The following is an 18855-nucleotide window of genomic DNA, read 5'->3' on the forward strand; positions in this document are numbered from 1 at the left end:
TAGGCGGGGATCCAGCAGCCGGCAGCGCCGTGCATCCTGGCGCTTCTCTGGGTCCCCGCCTGCGCGGGGACGACGAATAGCGGCGGCAGCCAAGCCCATAAAGATGTGCCCTAGGGCTCGAGCAGCTCGACCTTGAGGATATCGTCCAGTGGCAGGTTGAAATTGACCTGGCCGTTGCCGCCATGTTGCTGGCTGAGGAGGATGTTGCCCGTGCTGTCGAGCCCGGCGAAACGCCCCTCGGCCACCCCGCCGCTGGACTTGGTCACGCGCATGCTGAGGTTGCGGTACTGCTCCGGATTGCGCTGCAAACGCAACAGGGAGAAATACTGGCGACGGTCGACGACCGGCTTGCTCGTCGTCACCGGCTTGGCGCTGGCAACCGGTGCAGCCACCACCGGTTTGTCGACCATCGGCAACGCCGGATAGCGATCCCCTTCCACCTGCCAACCGCGCGGGCCTTTGGACAGTACCAGGGCCAGCTGCTGCGACTGGCCATTGATGCGCGCCTCGATATCCAGCGGCACGCGGGTGGTCGGGAAGGTGATGTCCGGCAACTCGGCGACCTGCACCACGCGGCTGTTGAAACGTCGCTGCAGGTAATCGTCGACCACCCGCGCCAGGGTTTCCCGCGAGTCGAAGGCATTGTCCAGGCGGCCATCGTGGTAGCGCAGGCGATCGCTGAACAGCTCCAGGCTGCCACTCAGGGTGGTCTTGAACGCGGGCGGCAGCACCAGGTGGAAATCGCCCTGCAGCTTGTTCGGCGGTAGCGCCTGCAGGGCCAGGTGCAGGGTGTAGCCCTTGCTCAGGCGACGCGCCTCGGGCAGGTCCTGTTCAGGCAACAGCCAGCTGACCTCGACTTCCGGTTGCGGGCCGCTATCGGACGGCAGCACATCCAGCACAATCGGCGCTTTCATGTCCTTGGGCAGGCGAATCTTCACCTCGCGCCGGGCAAAGAAGTCCTCGCCTTCGCGCAGGCTCAACACCCCGTCGATCAGCTCGGCATGCTGCGGTTTGAAGTGTTGCCCGTTGAGTTCGCCGTTCAGACGAATATTCAGTTCGGCCGGCGCCAGCTGATCGGCCTTGAGCCACTTGAGGCTGAGGATCGCCTCCAGGCGCGCGGCATCCTGGCTGGCCATCAACGTCAACCCGACCACCAGCGGAATGAAGCCCAGGGCGCTCAGCGCAACGGCCTTGCGCGCGGTACGCCAGTGACGCACCACATAGATCAGGGTGATCGGCGGGATCAGGCAGCCCCAGCCCCACAGCAGGCTGGTGCCGAACGCCCGCATCACCAGCCAGACCAGACCGACCAGGATCAGCAGTACCCCGCCGAGGATCAGCAATGCATCCATCGAGAATTCCTTGTTGTTTTATTGGACGCAGGTTTCACAACCCCGAATAAACGTTTCTCAGAGCCTGTTTTCGGAGCTTTTGAGCTAGAGCCAGGCAAGGCGAAATTGGGTAAGGACGCGGAGTTTACGAAGTGTAAATGAGCAGTCCGAGCCCAATTTCAACGCAGCATGGCCGACGATCAAAAAATCCGAGACAGGCTCTCAGGGCTCATCGACCTTGAAATGCGCCCGTGCCGTGGCAATAGGCTCGGTCTGGCTGGTCTGCCAAGCGGTGATCGCCACGTTGGCGACTCGCCGTCCCTGGCGCCAGACCTGGCACTGAACGAAGGTGTCACGATAATGACCGGCGCGTAGGTAATCTATCGAGAAGTCGATGATTTTCGGCAAATGTGGAATGCCCATGAACATCAGCAGGTGGAGCATCGCCGCATGTTCCATGAAGCCGGCGATCACCCCGCCGTGCAGCGCCGGCAGCGTTGGATTACCGATGTTGTCCTTGTTCGCCGGCAGGCGGAACACCATGTCATCGCCCAGGCGCAGGCATTCGATGCCGATCATCTTGGCGTAAGGAATCAGGCTTAGCAGCGTGTCGTAGTCGTTCTTCTCGTGGGCCTCGCGCACCAGCGCGTTGAGATTGAGCGCCGTCATTGCGCGACCTCCGGCTTCTTCGCCACATCGAGTTTTGGCGAGCCCTTGCCCATGCGCATGAACGCGCCCACTACATGGGCAATCGGCTCGTCCGGGTTGTCCTGGTAGGCATAGCCACGGGTGAAGATGACGTTCTCGGTGACCCGGTAGCACTCGGCGAAACCGTAGACATCCTTGTGTGGCTCGGCCGGGCGCATGTAGTCGATGCGCAGGTCCAGCGTCGGGCAGATCTCGAACTCGGGCAGTACGCAGACGGTGGAGATGCCGCAGGTGGTGTCCATCAGCGTGGTGATGGCGCCGCCGTGGATCACCCCGGTTTCTGGGTTGCCGATGATTTGCGTGCTGTAGGGCAGACGCAGGGTCAGCCCTGCCGCGCTGGCGTCATGCACCGCGATGCCCAGTACCTGGCAGTGGCGAAGGGCAGACAGGAAGCGCCGGGCGCGTTCCTCAAGGATGTTATCGCTCATCGTCGATGACCTCATGGCGACTGCGGAAAAAACGGGATGATACCTGCGCAGGTAAAAACGCACTGAACTAATGCCGCAGGGGGTACCTCGAAAAATTGTTGGTCATTTTTCCAAGGAGAACGTCCCCATGCAAAAATCTCTCGCTTACGCACTCATGCTGGCTGCCACGCTGGGTCTTGCCGCCTGCGACAAACCTTCTGAAGACAAAGCCGAAGAAGCCCGCGAGGCGCAATCCGAAGCCCAGGACTCGATGAACGAGGCCGCCGAGCACAGCAACGAGGCCACACAGAAAGCCGGCGAGGCTGCTGAGGAGCGCGCCAAGGAAAATGCCGAGGAGGTGCCGACCGCGCCAGTGACTCCGCCGCCACCGGCCAACCAGCAGCAATAACCTGCTACTCGCTGCCTGCGGCTGTGCCGCAGGCAGCCTTGTCGAACATCTGCGGAACTTCCTACAGCCCACCCCGCTCCTATCGGTACGGATATCTTCATCCGCACTACCAGGAGATTCAATCGTGCAAAAGCCGCTGACCTATGCCCTGATCCTCGCCGCCACCCTTGGCCTGGCCGCCTGCGAGAAGACCCCGGAAGACAAGATGGATGCCGCCAAGGAAAACGTCTCCGAAGCCATGGAGTCCCTCGGTGACGCCGCCAAAGACACCGGCGATGCGATTGAGCAGAAAGCTGACGAAGTCACCGGCCATGAGCCCACCGCAGGCGAGAAGCTGCAAGACGCTGCCGATGACACCGCCGACGCCATCAAGGACGCCGGGGACGAAGCCAAGGACGCCGTCGACAACTGATCCGAACCGCCAAAACACGAGGCCCGCATTTGCGGGCCTCGTCGTTTCTACACGCTGACAATCAGCCAGCGCAATGCGGGGCTGAGCATCAAGAGCAGGCAGCACAGCAGGCCAACCACCCAGACCAGCGAACGCGGCGTGGCCAGGTCGCGCCAGTAGAACACCAGGTACAGCACGCGGGTGACGATGTAGAGAATCGCCAGCAGGTCGACCCACCAGCCAAACACCTCCGTGGTGTGAGCCATCAGCACCCCGGCGGCGAACAGCGGGAACATCTCGATGCTGTTGAGGTGGGCCGCATGGGCACGGGCGCCGAGGCCAGTCAGGCGCGCCTGCTGCTCGCGCGGGTGGTGATTGTCGTAACCACCGGATTGGGCATTCATGGCCTTGGCCACCGGCAGCTTGGCCAGATAGATAAGCAGGGCTGCGATAAACACGCACCAGAACGGAATACTCATTATTTGTTCTCCTTCGGCGGCTCCGCCGCCTGAGTGGGCTGTACCCCTTCACATGTAGCACATTGCACCCAGATACAACCGACCGGCAGCCCGTTGCAGTAAGCCGACAGATCGAATTGAGCCCCGTGGAACCGTACAGACAGCCCGCTAAACACCATCTGCCGCCGCGGCTGCGTTCAACTGCAACCTACGACGCTCTCGTTAGCACATGCCGCCTTTGTAGGAGCCAGCTTGCTGGCGATGCTTGTTCGGCGCCGATTGGCAGCGGATCGCCAGCAAGCTGGCTCCTACAAGGTTGGGGTGGATAGTGTCTCAACCCAACCCACTCAAGGTGCCGGTAACCACGCTATTCACGCGCGATACCAGCGCGGCGTATACACCCACTCGCCGCCACCGGCGCGTGGCATGCGCCGGGTGGTCGAAGAGCCGATGATCACCAGGGTACGCATGTCCACCTGCTCTGGCGTCAGCTCGCCCAGGGTCAGCACACGCAGGCTTTCCGCTGGCCGGCCAATATCACGACCGAGCACCACCAGGGTCTGTGGCGTGCGGTGCTGACGGACGATCTCCAGCGCGCGCCCGAGCTGCCAGGGCCGCGCCCGGGAGATCGGGTTGTAGAAAGCCATCGCCAGATCGGCGGCGGCGGCATGATCCAGGCGGTTCTCGATCACCGCCCAGGGCTTGAGGTTGTCCGACAGCGACAGCAGGCAGAAGTCATGCCCCAGCGGGGCACCGGCCTTGGCGGCGGTGGCCAGTGCGGCGGAAACCCCCGGCAGCACGTCCAGTTCGACGCTGTGCCAAGCCTCATCGCTCGAGCCTTCCAGCGCCTCCAGCACGGCGGCGGCCATGGCGAACACACCAGGATCGCCAGACGACACCACCACCACCCGCCGTCCTTGGGCCGCCAGCTCAAAGGCATGGGCCGCGCGCTGCAGTTCCTCGCGGTTGTCGCTGCAATGCAGCACCTGTTCCGCACGGAACGGGCCCGCCATGTTCACGTAGGTTTCGTAGCCCAGCACATCGTCCGCCTGATCCAGCGCCTGGCGCACCGCCGGCACCATCAGTTCGGCAGCGCCGGGGCCGAGGCCGACCACACTGAGACGGCCACGCGCCCGGCCGATGACTTCGGCCACTTCCGGCGCCTCGGCCAGGTGCAGGCTCAGTGCCTCGCCGCACGCCAGCGCCTCGGGCAGCGTGCAATCGGCGTCGAGGAAGCGCAACGGCACGCCCAGTTCAACCGCAGCGGCAGCCAACTCGGGGCGTGCCATCGCGCTGCAATCTGCCAGCAGCACGGCCAGCGCGGCCTCGGCCAGGTGCGCATCGGCCAGTGCAGCGCGCACCAGGGCCGGTAAGTCGCCCTCCAGCTGACGCAGACGAGCCAGTACCAGTCGCGGATGAATCAGCAACTCATCCTCCGCCACCGTGCGCTGCGGGCTGATCAAAATGCGCCGCGCCGCGTCATCAGCCAGGGGCAGGTTCGCCTGCTCCAGCCAAGCCGCCTGGCCATCGATGCGCACCGACTCACCGCCAAGCAGATCACTGACGAAACGCTTGCCCTGCTCCAGATCGGCCAGGGCGTAGCCATCCGGCGGATTGAGCAGGCAGGTGCCAAAACGCAGCTCGCCGCTGGTGGTGATGGCCGGGGCCACGGCCAGCAACGTGGCGATCTCGCGCGCCAGCAGATTCACCCCGGCCAGGCCGCCAAGCAGTGGCACCACCGCGCTGCCATCCTCGGCCAGGGCCAGCACCGGCGGCTCGGCGCCCTTGCTGGCGAGCAGCGGCGCCAGGCTGCGAATGACGATGCCGGCGGCGCACAGGGCGATGATCGGCGTATCCCGGCGATACAGCTCGCGCAGGTTCTCGCCGAAGTCATCGAACAGCACATCCGCCCCCTCGGCGCGGCCACGTAGGCCATGCACCTGTGCCAGCGGATAGAGCGTTTGCAGACGGCGTGCGGTGGGCAGCGCCGAAGCGCCAAGAATCACCAGGGCGGGGGGGGTCAGGCCGACCATTTCACCCCCGGCAACAGAATCAGCGAGAAATACGGCGAGTCCATCGGTTCCACCTCATCCAGCGGCACGATGCGCTGATTGTCCATGGTCGCCCTCTCCACATACAGCGCGCGCTCGGCCAGGCCGAGCTCGCCGAGCACCCGGCGCACCTTGTCGAAGTTGCGCCCGAGCTTCATCACCACCGCCGCATCGGCAATCGCCAGGCGCTGCTTCAACTCCTCCTCCGGCAGCACACCGGAGAGCACCGACAGGCTCTGGTTGCGGTACACCAGCGGCACGCCGAGCACCGCCGCGCCACCGAGCATCGAGCATACGCCGGGGATCACCTGCGCCTCGTAGCGCTCGGCCAGGCGATCGTGCAGGTACATGTAGGAGCCGTAGAAAAACGGGTCACCCTCGCAGATCACCGCCACATCGCGGCCGGCATCCAGGTGCAGGGCAATCTGCGCGGCGCAGGTGTCGTAGAAGTCGCTGATCACAGTTTCGTAGGTCAGCGGCGGCTCCAGCTTTTCGGTGGTCACCGGGTACACCAGCGGCAAACGCTGCTGTGCCTCGCTCAGATGCTGTTCGATGATGCCGAAGGCGTTGCCGCCCTGCCCCTTGCTGGCTTTGGCCTTGGCCACAAAGTAGCCCACCACCGGCGCCGCCTGCAGCAGGCGCAGGGCCTTGAGGGTGATCAGCTCCGGGTCGCCAGGGCCGACACCGAGGCCGAGCAGACGTCCTTTTACCGTCATCATTCGACCTCCGTGGCCAGCGCATTGACTGCGGCGGCGGCCATGGCGCTGCCGCCGCGACGACCGCGCACGATCACATAAGGCACGCCACGGCTGTCGGCGGCGAGCATGTCCTTGGATTCGGCGGCGCCGATAAAGCCCACCGGCATGCCGATGATCAGCGCCGGCTTGGCGGCGCCGGCATCAATCATTTCCAGCAAATAAAACAGCGCGGTCGGCGCGTTGCCGATCACCACCACACTGCCGTCGAGGTGCTCGCGCCAACGCTCCAGGGCCGCAGCGGAACGGGTGTTGCCGAGTTCGCGGGCCAGTTCCGGCACGCCGTCATCGTGCAGAGTGCAGACCACCGGGTTGTTCGCCGGCAGGCGCGCGCGGGTAATGCCTTCGGCGACCATCCGCGCATCGCAGAGGATCGCCGCGCCTGCGGCCAGGGCCGCACGGCCGGCAGCCCCGGCGCCCGGCGAGAAGCGAATGTCCTGCACCACATCGACCATGCCGCAGGCGTGGATCAGGCGCACTGCGAGCTTTTCCAGATCACTCGGGATGGCCGACAGATCGGCCTCGGCGCGAATGGTAGCGAACGACTGGCGATAGATTTCCTGGCCGTCGCGGATGTAATCAATCATGGGTTGTTCCTGATTCGGGCTGCGCGGCGAACCAGGCGCCGGCTTCATTGATGCTGAGGGAAGGCACCAGCAGGTGGCCGAAACCGGCCATGCCTGCAGCGCGCTGATAGAGCTGATAACGCCCGCCAGGCTGAGCCAGCAGGGTGAAGGAAGCGGTATGCGCCGCCGCGCAGGAGCGCGGGCAGCCACTGAGGTGCACCTGCGGTCGCAGCGTGCCGGCGCGCAGCAGGTCGGCCAGTTGGCAGGCGTCAGCCTTGGTATCGGCCAGGCCTTTGGCGCAGGCCGCCGAACCGGTGCAAGCCAGCAGGTGGGTCAGCGGTTCATGGCTATCCAGCAACAGGCCCAACGCAGCCAATTCGGCCAGCAGGTCTGGGCAGCGGGCGGCGGGGATATTCGGCAGCAATACGCCCTGCCAGGGCGTCAGGCGCAACGTGGCATCACCATGGCGCTGGGCGAGATCGGCTAGCGCCGCCAACTGCCAGGCCGTAAACCGCCCCAGCGGCGGAGCAGCCAAGATCATCTGCAAACCGGCCTGGCGCTGTGACTGCGCCCCGAGGGCAATTGCGCTCGACCCGGCAACACGTCGCCAACCCAGTACCGACTCATCGCGGCGCAGTTGGAACGGCAACCGCGCCTGCACGTGCTGGAGAAAGTCATCCACCGAGAGCCCATCGAGCAACTGGCGCATACGCGTCTGCTCTGGGCTGGCCAGTTCGAGAAACAAACGCAGCACAGTATCGACCAAGGCCACGGCCTGCTTGCGCTCTACCGCCGCCAGCGAGCCATCCACCGGACAACCCGCCAGACCGAATGCCAATAGCTCACCGCCAGGCAGCGCGCTGAGCCACAGGTCGTGCGGGTGTTCGAGCATGGCCAGGGCTTCGCCTCCGTCCAGTTGCAGAGCGAACTTGGCCGACAGGGCGTGAAAATCTGAGGTGTCCTGCAACAGCTCGAGCAGTTGCGCGGCTAGGGGCCGCACATCGAATAGCGCTGCCGGATCCAGACCCGCGCTAGGGCTGAGCAGCAGGTTGCGCACATCGTCAGCACCGGCCACGCGCGGGCCAAGGCCGGCGTCCAACAGGCGCTGGATCAGCTCGTCCTGGGCGGCGTCGCGCACACCGCGAATCTGCAGGTTGCTGCGGTTGGTCAGCTCCAGCACACCACTGGCGCAAGCCTCGGAAGCGGCGGCAATGGCTCGCGCCTGGGCGCTGCTCAGCTCGCCACCGGCCAGCTTGACCCGGCAGATGCCACCGTCCAGCGCCGCCACGATGCGCAGCAGCCCAGGGCACGCAGAAGGGCGTGGTACAGGCAAGGCAGTGATGGAGGGACGGTCGCGCACAAGGTCATCCGAAACAGCGACGCGGCGACCGAACCAGCGAGCCCAGGCAGGACTCTACGGCATCGGTACACCCCGCCCGATGTTGGCACTCGCGACCAGCGTCGTCGGCAGGTCTCCTGGCTGGCAGGTCATGATCGTTCCACCACCTTCCCGATTGCTCAGTGGTATGCGCGTAGAACGACTCGCTGCTTACAGTTGCGGGGGCAGCCACGGCTTAACCGTGTTCCCTTTTCAGCAAGCGGGTTGAACCGCCTGCACCGACGAAGGCGCTATTATGCCCGCTTTGCCCGGCGCCGCGACATGCCTGCAGCGGGCCGCACGACAACAGGTAGGAATCGCCGATGGCGCAGTGGCTGACAGTAGTGGGGATCGGTGAAGACGGTTACGCCGGGCTAGGCAAGGCCGCGCGCCGGGCCCTGCTGGCGGCCGAACGAATCATCGGCGCGCCGCGCCAGTTGGAGCTGCTGCCCGCCTGCATTCGCGCACCGCGCCAGGCCTGGCCCAGCCCCTTCAGCCTGGCGCCAGTGCTGGAGCAACGCGGCACGCCAATCTGCGTGCTGGCCAGCGGCGATCCCATGCTGTTCGGTGTCGGCGCCAGCCTGGCGCGCCAAGTCGCGGCCGAGGAACTGCGCGTGCTGCCGGCCCCCTCCTCCTACTCACTGGCCGCCGCACGCCTGGGCTGGGCGCTGCAGGAGGTGGCCCTGCTGTCGGTGGTCGCTCGCCCGCTGGCAGCGCTGAATACACACATCCACGCCGACCAGCGCCTGCTGATCCTGTGCAACGATGGCAGCAGCCCGGCCGCCATCGCCGCCCTGCTACGCGAGCGCGGCTTCGGCCCCAGCCGCCTGAGCGTGCTGGAACACCTGGGCGGCCCGCTGGAGCGGCGCATCGACGGCCTGGCCGAGAGCTGGGCGCTGGACGAAGCCGCCGCGCTCAACCTGCTGGCAGTGGAGTGCCATGCCGACGACAGCGCCACGCGCCTGCCACTGACTTGTGGCCTGCCCGACGACGCCTACCAGCACGACGGCCAGTTGACCAAGCGCGACGTGCGCGCCATCACCCTGGCCCGCCTCGCACCGCGCCCCGGCGAGCTGCTGTGGGATGTCGGTGCCGGCTGCGGCTCCATCGGCATCGAGTGGATGCGCAGCCACCCCAGCTGCCGCGCGATCGCCATCGAGGCCGATACCGGGCGCCAGCAGCTGATCCAGCGCAACCGCGACGCCCTCGGCGTACCGGCCCTGCAACTGGTGGCCGGCGCTGCACCCGATGCCCTGAGTGGCCTGCAGCAGCCCGACGCGATCTTCATCGGCGGCGGCGTGACTGTTCCCGGCGTGCTTGAGCAGTGCTGGCAAGCGCTCAAGCCTGGCGGTCGGCTGATCGCCAATGCCGTAACCCTGCAAAGCGAAGCCGCGCTGGTGACCTTCCGTGAGCGACAGGGCGGCGAGCTGACCCGCATCGCCGTGGCCCAGGCCCAGCCACTGGGCGGTTTCGATACCTGGCGCAGCGCCCTGCCGATCACCTTGCTGGAAAGCCGCAAGCCGTGAGCCCGCGCATCCTCCTGCTCGGCGGCGTCGGCGATGCCCTGGCCACCGCGCGCCAGTTGGGGCCGGCGCATATCTACAGCCTGGCCGGGCTGGGCAAGGTGCCCGGCGACCTGGCCTGTCAGGTGCGCGTCGGCGGTTTCGGTGGTGCCGAGGGGCTGGCGGCGTTTATCCGCGAACAGCACATCGGCCTGCTGCTGGACATCACCCACCCCTATGCCGCGCAGATCAGCCACAACGCGGCGGCGGCCGCCGCCAGCTGCGGCATTCCCTGCTGGGCGCTGCGCCGGCCGGGCTGGCAGGCCGGCGAGCAGGATGACTGGCGCTCGGTGGCTGACTGGTCCGAGCTGAGCACGGCGCTGGCCACATTTCGCCGGCCCTTCTTCACCCTCGGCCGCGAGCCGCTGGAGCACCTCGACACGATTCCCGCCGAACAGTTGTGGACCCTGCGCATCCTCGACGCCCACCCCGGCAACACCCGCGCCCAGGTCATCGCTGCACGCGGCCCGTTCCAGCTGGAGGCCGAACGCGCACTGTTCACCGAACACGACTTCGATGTGCTGATCAGCAAGAACAGTGGCGGCTCAGCCACCGAACCCAAGCTGCAGGTCGCCCGCGAGCGCGGCCTGCCGGTGCTGCTGCTGGCCCGCCCCGAGCTGCCGGCCGTGGACCGCGCATTCGCTAGCCGCGACAGCCTCTGGCAGGCACTGCACGCCCTGCCCGGCGCATTCGGCTAGACTGCCGGCCTTTTTGCTGACCGGGACTGCCATGACCACCACCGCCTACGCCCGCATCCTGTTCGTCGGCCCGGACCTGCTGCACGGCTCGTTCGCCGAACTGTTCCAGCGCCAGCTGAAGGAACTGCGCGGCCCTGCTGCGCTGGCCGATGTGGTGGGCACCGACGCCAGCTTCGCCCCGCTCTGGCAACGCGTCAGCAGCAGCCTGGAAGCCGGTGAACTGCCGCTGCTACTGGTCGACCTCGACCCGCAGTCGAGCAGCCAGTCCATCGATTGGTTGCGCAGCGAGTTGCAACAACTGGCCGCACCCTTCGCCGCCAGTGCCCAGGTCTTCGTCAACAGCAGCGCCAGCCTGCCCGGCCTGAGCCCGGCAGAAACCGCCTGCGCGCTGATCGAGCGCCGCGAGTTGCACCTGGATTGCCAGCACGTGGCGCCGCTGCCGAGCGCCCATGCCTGGTCGTGCATCCCCACGCACCAGCATCGTGTGCTGCTGTGCAACGGCCCCCGCTGCACCCGCCGCGGCGCCCTGCCCCTGTGGAAATCCCTGCGCGAACAGCTCAAGACGGCCGGCAAACTGGAATGCGAAGGCGGCGTGCACATCACCCGCACCCAGTGCCAGTTCCCCTGCGACCAAGGCCCGACCCTGAGCCTCTACCCGGCCGGCATCTGGTACCAGATCCGCGATGAAGCGGATGTGCAGCGTCTGGTGCAGGAACAGTTCGTCGAAGGCCGCGAAGTGCCAGAACTGATCATGCGCCGCGATTGATTCTGCAAATGGGATAAACAGCGCCAACGCCGTAACCTACGCCGACGCAGGAAAACCCGAGCGAACAAAGGAATACGTCATGGATGAATACCTCGCGCTGAACAAGGCCAACTGGGACGAGCGTGCGCCCCTTCATGCCGCCTCACCGGACTATGAAGCGGCGAAGTTCATTGCCTCTGCCGATCACTTGTCTGCCGTGGTGCGCTTCGACCAGCCCCGCCTCGGGGACATCACCGGCCTACGCACCGTACACCTGCAATGCCATATCGGCACCGATACCCTGTCCCTTGCCCGCCTGGGTGCAGTCATGACCGGCCTGGACTTTTCCTCCGCCTCGCTGGATCAAGCACGAAGCCTGGCAAGCCACTGCGGTGCAGCCATCACCTACGTCGAAGCATCCGTTTACGACGCCGCACAGGCATTGGGCGAAGCTTCTTTCGACCTGGTCTATACCGGTGTCGGCGCCCTCAACTGGTTGCCCAACATCGACAAGTGGGCGCGCAATGTGGCGGCCCTGCTCAAGCCAGGCGGCCGCCTCTTCCTGCGTGACGGGCATCCGATGCTCCTGGCCCTCGATGAGGACTGCCAGGACGCCTTAACGATCAATCGTCCGTACTTCGAGCGACCGGAACCCATGGTATGGGACGACGACAGCACCTACGTAGCGACCGATACAGCGCTTACCGCCACCGTCACCCATGAGTGGAATCACGGGCTTGGCGAAGTCATTTCCGCCCTTCTGCGCCACGGCCTGAACCTCGTCGCCATCGAGGAACATGACTGCATCCCCTGGGAGGCCCTGCCGGGCCAGATGGTTCTTGGCGAAGATGGAGAGTGGCGCCTGCGAACCGACCCGTGGCGTCTCCCCCTGAGCTACACGCTACAGGCCGTCAAACGCTGACCTGATGGTTCCAACCAACGGTGGACAACGCTTTGCTTGTCCAGCAGGTATCTCAGTTGCGCACTGTCCCGCTCTTGCGCAGCAGGTAGCTATCCATGATCCAGCCATTGCGCTCGCGCGCTTCTAGGCGGGTTACGGCGATGCGCTCGGCCACGTCGTCCAGTGGACCGGCGATGAGGATTTCGTCGGCGGTGCCGACGTAGGCGCCCCAGTAGATGTGCAGGTCCTGGCCGACAAAACCACGGTAGGTGTCCTTGGCATCGAGCATTACCGCGACGCTGTCCACGCCCTGTGGCCAGCCTTCAGCCAGCAGGCGGCCGGTGGTGATTTCCACGGCGCGACCGATGCTGTTGAGCGGTACCCGGTGGCGTGCGGTAAGGGCCTGCAGGCTGGTGATGCCGGGGAGCACGTCGTAGCTCAGATCGCTGCGGGCGTTGGCGATGGCTTCGATGATGCGGATGCTGCTGTCGTACAACGAGGGATCGCCCCAGACCATGAAGGCCGCGACTTCGCCGTCGGCCATCTGCTCATCGATCAGCTGCTCGAACACCGCCTGCTTATCGCGGTTCAGCTCATCGACGCTGGCGCGGTAGTCGGCGGCTTCGCGCTCACGCTCCGGCTGCATGCCTTCGGCGAAACGTGGTGTATGCCCCTCGAGGTAACGGGCGCAGATTTCCCGGCGCAGCGCATTGAGCTTGTGCTTGGCCGCGCCCTTGTCCAGCAGGAAGATCACGTCGGCGCGGCGCAGCGCCTTGAGCGCCTGCATGGTGATGTAGTCGGGGTCGCCGGCGCCGATGCCGATCAGCAGCAGTTCTTTCATGGTCTGTTCCAGGTAGGAGACGTGGCGCTGGGCGCCAATGAGTCGATATGGCGGTAGTCGGCGCCCAGTTGCGCGGCCAGCAGCTGTGCGCGGCCCAGGCGCACCGGGGTGCGCTCGATATCAACCAACAGCGCCGGGCACTGGCTGGCTGGCAGAACGGGCCAGTCACGCAGGCGGCCGTCGGTGAGAATCAACAGGCGCTGCTGCTCGCCCGGTTGCAGGCGCTGGCGCCGGGCCTGCCACAGTGCGGCTTGCTGCAGAGCGTCGATCAGTGGGGTGCCGCCGCCCGCACCGAGCTGGTCGAGCCAGTCACGCAGGGCACCGCTGGTTTTCTGCCCGTGCCATAACCAGCGCGGTTGCGGGCCGGTGGCGTGCAGCAAGGCCAGGCGTGCGCGCTGGCGGTAGGCCTGGTCGAACACTTCGGCCAGCAGGCCCTTGGCCTGGCTCAGGGCGCCACCCCGGCGGGTAGAGGCCGAAGCATCGACTATCACCAGCCAGAGTTCGCTGGGCTGTGCGCTACGCGGGCGGCGCACCAGGTCCTGACGGCTGCGCGGGCGGCCCTTGAGCAGCGTTGCCGGCCAGTCGATGGCGCCCAGCAGCCCGCTGCGGCTGGCGCCACTGCGCCCGCCTTTCAGGCTGCCCGGTTTCGGTCTGGCATCCGCACCCAAGGGCTGACGCGGGCGGATGCTCAGGGCTTTTTTGCCCAGCGCGGCGGTTCGCGCCGCTCGCCCATGGCCTGGGGCTGGGCCGGCAGCTCGCCCCACTGGCCTTCGCCCGAGGCCTGTTCACTGGCGGCAGAGGGGCTCTGCGGCTGTTGCGGGGCCTGAGCTGGCGGCATGTGTCGGCGGCGATGGCGCAGGACGAAGTCGGCCACCACGTCGATATCGCTGTCGTCGATACGCTCGGCAGAGCGCCAGGCGGCATGGGCACGGGCCGCACGCAGCCAGACCAGATCGGCACGCAGACCATCGACCCCGGCGGCGAAACAGCGTTGGGCGATGGCTTCCAGCGCTGCATCGTCCAGGGGAATCGCCGCCAGGCACTCGCGGGCGCTCAGGCAGCGACTACGCAGCTCGTTTTGGGCGCTGTCCCAGGTGTGCAGGAAAGTTTGTGGATCGCTGTCGAAGGCCAAACGCCGCCGCATGATCTCAGCCCGTTGCGCCGGCTGTGGCTGGCCATCCAGAGCCAGGTTAAGGCCGAAGCGATCGAGCAGTTGCGGGCGCAGCTCGCCCTCCTCGCCGTTCATGGTGCCGATCAGCACAAAGCGCGCGCTGTGGCGGTGGGAAATACCGTCACGCTCGATATGGTTGACCCCGCTGGCGGCGGCATCCAGCAGCAGGTCAACCAGGTGATCCGGTAACAGGTTGACCTCATCGACATACAGCACGCCGCCATCGGCCTTGCTCAGCAGACCCGGAGAAAACTGCGCGCGCCCCTCACCCAGCGCGGCATCCAGGTCGAGGGTGCCAACAATGCGCTCCTCGCTGGCGCCCAGCGGCAGCGTGACGAAGTGCCCACTGGGCAGCAGCTCGGCCAGGCCGCGGGCCAGGGTCGACTTGGCCATGCCGCGCGGCCCTTCGATCAGCACCCCACCGATGGCCGGATCGACCGCCACCAGGCACAGCGCCAGCTTGAGCGCATCGGCACCGACAACGGCGGCGAGGGGGAAGTGGTGATCGGTCATGGCTGCTTTCCATTCGGGTTGCGTAGGGTGGACGACGCTTTTCTCGTCCACCATGGCGATGTTTCGGTGGATGGATAAGGCGCCATCCACCCTACGGTTCTCATGACTCTTCGCTGTCCAGCAGCAGATTTTCCAGCGCCGCACGGTACTCGCCAGGATTTTCCCAAAGCCCGCGCTGCTGGGCTTCCAGCAAGCGCTCGAGGATATCCTGCAAGGCGCCGGGATTGTGCTGCTGGATAAAGTCACGGGTGCCCGTATCCAGCAGGTAGGCATCGGTGAGCAGCGCGTATTGATGGTCGTCGACCAGTTCGCTGGTGGCGTCGAAGGCGAACAGGTAGTCGATGGTCGCGGCCAGCTCGAAGGCGCCCTTGTAGCCGTGGCGCTTCATGCCCTCGATCCACTTGGGATTGGCCGCGCGGGCGCGCACCACGCGGGCCAGCTCCTGCTTGAGGGTGCGGATGCGCGGGGTGTCCGGTTGGCTGTTGTCGCCGTGGTAGCTGGCCACCTTGGCGCCGCGCAGGGTTTCTACCGCCGCCAGCATGCCGCCCTGGAACTGGTAGTAGTCGTTGGAATCGAGGATGTCGTGCTCGCGGTTGTCCTGGTTGTGCAGCACCGCCTGCAGCTGCTCCAGGCGCTCGGCGAACTGCGCGCGCGCCGGTGTGCCCTCGGCGCCCTTGCCGTAGGCGTAGCCGCCCCAGTTGAGGTAGACCTCGGCCAGGTCCGCGCGGCTCTGCCACAGGCGCTCCTCGATGGCGTTCTGCACCCCAGCACCGTAGGCCCCGGGCTTGGCGCCGAAGATGCGCCAGCCAGCCTGGCGCCGGGCATCCTGCTCATCCAGGCCGTTGTCCTGCAGCGCCAGCGCCTCCTGCCAGACCCGCGCCGATAGCGGGTTCATCTCCGCCGGTTCATCCAGCTCGGCCACGGCCTGCACGGCGTCATCGAACAGGCGAATCAGGTTGGCGAAGGCATCGCGGAAGAAGCCGGACACCCGCAGGGTCACGTCGACCCGTGGGCGGCCGAGCTGCTCCAGCGGCAGTACCTCGAAACGCTCGACGCGCTGGCTGCCGGCCTGCCACACCGGGCGCACGCCCATCAGCGCCAGGGCCTGGGCGATGTCATCGCCGCCGGTGCGCATGGTCGCGGTGCCCCACACCGACAGGCCGAGCTGGCGCAGATGGTCGCCCTCGTCCTGCAGGTGGCGTTCGAGCAGGCGCTCGGTGGCCTGCACGCCAAGGCGCCAGGCCGTGGGCGTGGGCAGGTTGCGCACATCCACGGAGAAGAAGTTGCGCCCGGTCGGCAGCACATCCAGACGCCCGCGACTCGGCGCACCACTGGGGCCGGCGGGCACGAAGCGGCCGTCAAGGGCGGCCAGCAGGCCGTGCATTTCCGCCGGGCCGCAGGCATCCAGCAGCGGCGCGATCTGCCCGCGCAGGCTATGCAGCACGGCGTCGCTGGCCAGGCCAACGGGTTCGCAGTGCGTCTCGTCGATCAGGCTCAAGCCAAGCAGTTCCAGCCGCTCACGGGTATCGCCGCAGCTGCGCCAGGACTCGTCGCTCAGGCGCTGCAGCACATCTGGCCGTGGCCCGCTCCAGGGTGCAGCCATATCGCAATCGAGCGGATCGAAACCCAGCTCAAGATCACGGGCCAGAGCGCGCAACAGACTGGCATTGCCGGCCTGGCCGTCACCCCGCGGAATACGCAGCAGCGCCAGCAGGGTGTCGCGGCGCAACGGGCCGGCTGGCGACTCGCCAAACACATGCAGGCCATCGCGGATCTGCGACTCCTTGAGGTCGCACAGGTAGGCATCGAGCTGCGGCAGCCAGCTGGCCGGGTCGTCGTTGAGCTGCAGGCCCAGCTCGCGGTCCAGGCTGGCCTCGCGCACCTTGAGCAGGATCTCGCCACGCAGCTCGGCGGCGCGGCGCAGGTCGAGCTGGCTGGCGTCGTAGTATTCGTCGGCCAGGCGCTCCAGGTCGCGCAGCGGGCCGTAGCTCTCGGCGCGGGTCAGCGGCGGCATCAGGTGGTCAATGATCACCGCCTGGGTGCGCCGCTTGGCCTGGGCGCCCTCGCCCGGGTCGTTGACGATGAACGGGTAGATATTCGGCAGCGGGCCGAGGATCGCCGTCGGCCAGCAGCTTTCGGACAGACCGACGCTCTTGCCCGGCAGCCACTCCAGGTTGCCGTGCTTGCCGACATGGATCACCGCGTTGGCGGCGAACACCTGGCGCATCCAGAAATAGAACGCCAGATAGCCATGGGGTGGCACCAGGTCGGGGTCGTGATAGACCGCCGCCGCATCGACCTGATAGCCACGGGCCGGCTGGATGCCGACAAAGGTCAGGCCGAAGCGCAGGCCTGCGATCATCAGGCGGCCGCTGCGGAACATCGGATCGTTTTCCGGCGCGCCCCAGCGCTGCAGCACCGCTTGTTGATTAGCCTCGGGCAACGCGGCGAAGCAACGCTGGTAGTCGTCCACCGCCAGGCTCTGCGCGCAAGGGCGCAGGTCGAGGTTGTCCAGATCGTTGGTCACCCCACCGAGCAACTGGTGGATCAGTGCGGTGCCCGTGTCCGGCAGGCCTTCGACCGGATAGCCCTGTTGCTGCAAGGCCCAGAGAATATTCAGCGCCGCCGCTGGCGTATCCAGGCCGACGCCGTTGCCAATACGGCCGTCGCGGGTCGGGTAGTTGGCCAGCACCAGGGCGATGCGTTTGTCCATCGCCGGCGTGCGCTGCAACTCGCACCAACGCCGCGCCAGCTCACTGACGAAATCCATGCCCGGCAGATGCGCGCGGTAGCAGACCACATCGCTCTGGCTGCGTTCGCTGCGCCAGGCCAGGCCCTTGAAGCTGATCGGCCTGGTGATCAGCCGGCCATCCAGTTCCGGCAAGGCGATATGCATGGCCAAGTCGCGCGGGCCAAGACCCTGGGCGCTGGCCTGCCATTGCTCCTCGCTATCCAGCGCACACAGCGCCTGCAACACCGGGATATCACGGCGAAACGGCCGCTCCTGCGGCGCTTCCGGGTTGGACTGGGCAAAGCCGGTGGTATTGAGGATCACGCTGGCGCCCGCCTCGTCCAGCCAGGCTTCGACCTGCTCCAGGCACGCCGCTTCCTTGAGACTGGCAACGGCGATTGGCAGCGGGTTGAGGCCCTGGGCCTGCAAACGCTGGCAGAAGGTATCGACGAAGGCGGTGTTCGCCGCCTGCACGTGGGTGCGATAGAACAGAAGCGCCGCCACCGGCTGCCCGGCCTGCCACTCGGCGCGCCAGTCATCGAGCGTCGCGTATCCGCGTTGCGGGTGGTAGACCAGCGTACGCGGCAGCGCTTGCGGCTCCTGCCAAGGGTAATCGCGACCCAGCCACTGGCTGGCGATGCACTGCAGCAGCTGGCGCGCGTTGTCTGCGCCACCCTGGCGCAGGTATTGCCACAAGCGCTGACTGTCGTCCGCCGACGCGTTGCCCAGGCCGGTCAGTTCGGGATCTGGACTGTCGTCACCGGGCACCAGGATCAGCCGCGTCCCCTGCCCGGCCAGCTCGACCAGACGCTCGATGCCGTAGCGCCAGTAGCTGACGCCGCCATGCACGGAAATCAGGATGACCTTGGCGTGGCGCAGCACCTGCTCGACGTAGAAATCCACCGAAGCATGGTTGGGCAGCTGCGCCGGGCTGGCCAGGCGCAGGCTGGGGAAATCCTCGGGCAGGCTGCGCGCCACCTCGGCCAGCAGCGACAGGTGCGAATCGCCAGTGCACAGGATCACCAGCTCGGCCGGGGTCTGGCCGAGGTCGGCGATGCTGTCGGCCGGCAGTGCGACGCCGGGCTGGGTGCGCAGCAAGTGCATGGGTCAGGGCTCCCTGCTGATCGACGCGCCCTTACCCCCAGCCCCTCTCCCAAAGGGCGAGGGGAGAAAAGCAGTGCGGGGCCTTAGACCGCGCGCCGCCCCTGCCCCCTCTCCCTCCGGGAGAGGGCTGGGGTG

18 protein-coding genes and 1 riboswitch are annotated in these 18855 nt (G+C 66.6%); of the genes, 6 read left to right on the forward strand and 12 right to left on the reverse strand.

Translation table 11 applies throughout. The features are described from left to right. Positions 1–110: 110 nt before the first annotated feature. The 3 genes from H3H51_RS14670 to H3H51_RS14680 all read right to left on the reverse strand — a co-directional run bounded on the left by H3H51_RS14670 (position 111) and on the right by H3H51_RS14680 (position 2467). Complete coding sequence (locus tag H3H51_RS14670) at positions 111–1352, reverse strand: MFS transporter (RefSeq protein WP_183089792.1); 1242 nt, start codon at positions 1350–1352, stop codon at positions 111–113. Between the two features lie 201 nt (positions 1353–1553). Then, positions 1554–2000, reverse strand: a complete 447-nt coding sequence (locus H3H51_RS14675) for a PaaI family thioesterase (protein WP_183089793.1) — start codon at positions 1998–2000, stop codon at positions 1554–1556. After that, complete coding sequence (locus tag H3H51_RS14680; protein WP_183089794.1) at positions 1997–2467, reverse strand: PaaI family thioesterase; 471 nt, start codon at positions 2465–2467, stop codon at positions 1997–1999. Before H3H51_RS14680 ends, H3H51_RS14675 begins: the two co-directional genes overlap by 4 nt. A gap of 127 nt (positions 2468–2594) precedes the next feature. Here H3H51_RS14680 and H3H51_RS14685 point away from each other — a divergent pair, with 127 nt between their 5' ends. Together H3H51_RS14685 and H3H51_RS14690 are read left to right on the forward strand one after the other, a co-directional pair. Further along, positions 2595–2855 (forward strand): hypothetical protein, encoded by a 261-nt coding sequence (locus tag H3H51_RS14685; RefSeq protein ID WP_183089795.1) that lies wholly within the window; start codon positions 2595–2597, stop codon positions 2853–2855. A 124-nt stretch (positions 2856–2979) separates the two neighbouring features. Further along, positions 2980–3267, forward strand: coding sequence for an outer membrane protein assembly factor BamD (locus H3H51_RS14690; RefSeq protein ID WP_183089796.1), 288 nt, complete (start codon positions 2980–2982; stop codon positions 3265–3267). 47 nt (positions 3268–3314) lie between these two features. Here the strand turns inward: H3H51_RS14690 and H3H51_RS14695 are convergent, their stop codons facing one another. From H3H51_RS14695 to cobG, 5 genes are all read right to left on the reverse strand, one after another. Further along, a complete protein-coding gene (locus H3H51_RS14695) occupies positions 3315–3725 on the reverse strand; it encodes an MAPEG family protein (protein ID WP_183089797.1) in 411 nt (136 codons plus the stop codon). Between the two features lie 350 nt (positions 3726–4075). Next, positions 4076–5737 carry a precorrin-3B C(17)-methyltransferase gene (gene cobJ, locus H3H51_RS14700; protein ID WP_183089798.1) on the reverse strand — a complete coding sequence of 554 codons (1662 nt, stop codon included), beginning with the start codon at positions 5735–5737 and terminating at the stop codon, positions 4076–4078. Next, entirely contained in the window at positions 5725–6474 is a 750-nt protein-coding gene (locus tag H3H51_RS14705) for a precorrin-2 C(20)-methyltransferase (RefSeq protein ID WP_183089799.1), read from the reverse strand. Before H3H51_RS14705 ends, cobJ begins: the two co-directional genes overlap by 13 nt. After that, entirely contained in the window at positions 6471–7097 is a 627-nt protein-coding gene (locus tag H3H51_RS14710; protein ID WP_183089800.1) for a precorrin-8X methylmutase, read from the reverse strand. Before H3H51_RS14710 ends, H3H51_RS14705 begins: the two co-directional genes overlap by 4 nt. Then, positions 7090–8436 carry a precorrin-3B synthase gene (gene cobG / locus H3H51_RS14715; RefSeq protein ID WP_183089801.1) on the reverse strand — a complete coding sequence of 449 codons (1347 nt, stop codon included), beginning with the start codon at positions 8434–8436 and terminating at the stop codon, positions 7090–7092. Before cobG ends, H3H51_RS14710 begins: the two co-directional genes overlap by 8 nt. An 89-nt stretch (positions 8437–8525) precedes the next feature. Continuing rightward, a riboswitch (cobalamin riboswitch) is annotated at positions 8526–8713 on the reverse strand. Between the two features lie 64 nt (positions 8714–8777). Between cobG and cbiE the strand changes: the two genes are divergently transcribed. The 4 genes from cbiE (at position 8778) to H3H51_RS14735 (ending at position 12381) form a co-directional block, all read left to right on the forward strand. Then, positions 8778–9980 carry a precorrin-6y C5,15-methyltransferase (decarboxylating) subunit CbiE gene (gene cbiE / locus H3H51_RS14720; protein WP_183089802.1) on the forward strand — a complete coding sequence of 401 codons (1203 nt, stop codon included), beginning with the start codon at positions 8778–8780 and terminating at the stop codon, positions 9978–9980. Further along, a complete protein-coding gene (locus H3H51_RS14725) occupies positions 9977–10714 on the forward strand; it encodes a cobalt-precorrin-6A reductase (RefSeq protein WP_183089803.1) in 738 nt (245 codons plus the stop codon). The genes cbiE and H3H51_RS14725 overlap by 4 nt, the downstream gene beginning before the upstream one ends. 31 nt (positions 10715–10745) lie before the next feature. Beyond that, complete coding sequence (locus H3H51_RS14730) at positions 10746–11480, forward strand: (2Fe-2S) ferredoxin domain-containing protein (protein ID WP_183089804.1); 735 nt, start codon at positions 10746–10748, stop codon at positions 11478–11480. A 79-nt stretch (positions 11481–11559) separates the two neighbouring features. Next, entirely contained in the window at positions 11560–12381 is an 822-nt protein-coding gene (locus tag H3H51_RS14735) for a class I SAM-dependent methyltransferase (RefSeq protein ID WP_183089805.1), read from the forward strand. Positions 12382–12433: 52 nt separating this feature from the next. Here the strand turns inward: H3H51_RS14735 and cobF are convergent, their stop codons facing one another. The 4 genes from cobF to cobN all read right to left on the reverse strand — a co-directional run bounded on the left by cobF (position 12434) and on the right by cobN (position 18720). Further along, a complete protein-coding gene (gene cobF, locus H3H51_RS14740; RefSeq protein ID WP_183089806.1) occupies positions 12434–13201 on the reverse strand; it encodes a precorrin-6A synthase (deacetylating) in 768 nt (255 codons plus the stop codon). Further along, positions 13198–13869, reverse strand: a complete 672-nt coding sequence (locus H3H51_RS14745) for a vWA domain-containing protein (RefSeq protein WP_220791008.1) — start codon at positions 13867–13869, stop codon at positions 13198–13200. The genes cobF and H3H51_RS14745 overlap by 4 nt, the downstream gene beginning before the upstream one ends. A 20-nt stretch (positions 13870–13889) precedes the next feature. Beyond that, on the reverse strand, positions 13890–14885 hold the full coding sequence (locus H3H51_RS14750) for an ATP-binding protein (protein WP_183089808.1): 996 nt from the start codon (positions 14883–14885) through the stop codon (positions 13890–13892). Positions 14886–14985: 100 nt separating this feature from the next. After that, positions 14986–18720, reverse strand: coding sequence for a cobaltochelatase subunit CobN (gene cobN, locus H3H51_RS14755; protein WP_183089809.1), 3735 nt, complete (start codon positions 18718–18720; stop codon positions 14986–14988). Positions 18721–18855: the final 135 nt, after the last annotated feature.

The organism is Aquipseudomonas ullengensis (assembly GCF_014174475.1).
Taxonomy (GTDB): domain Bacteria; phylum Pseudomonadota; class Gammaproteobacteria; order Pseudomonadales; family Pseudomonadaceae; genus Aquipseudomonas; species Aquipseudomonas ullengensis.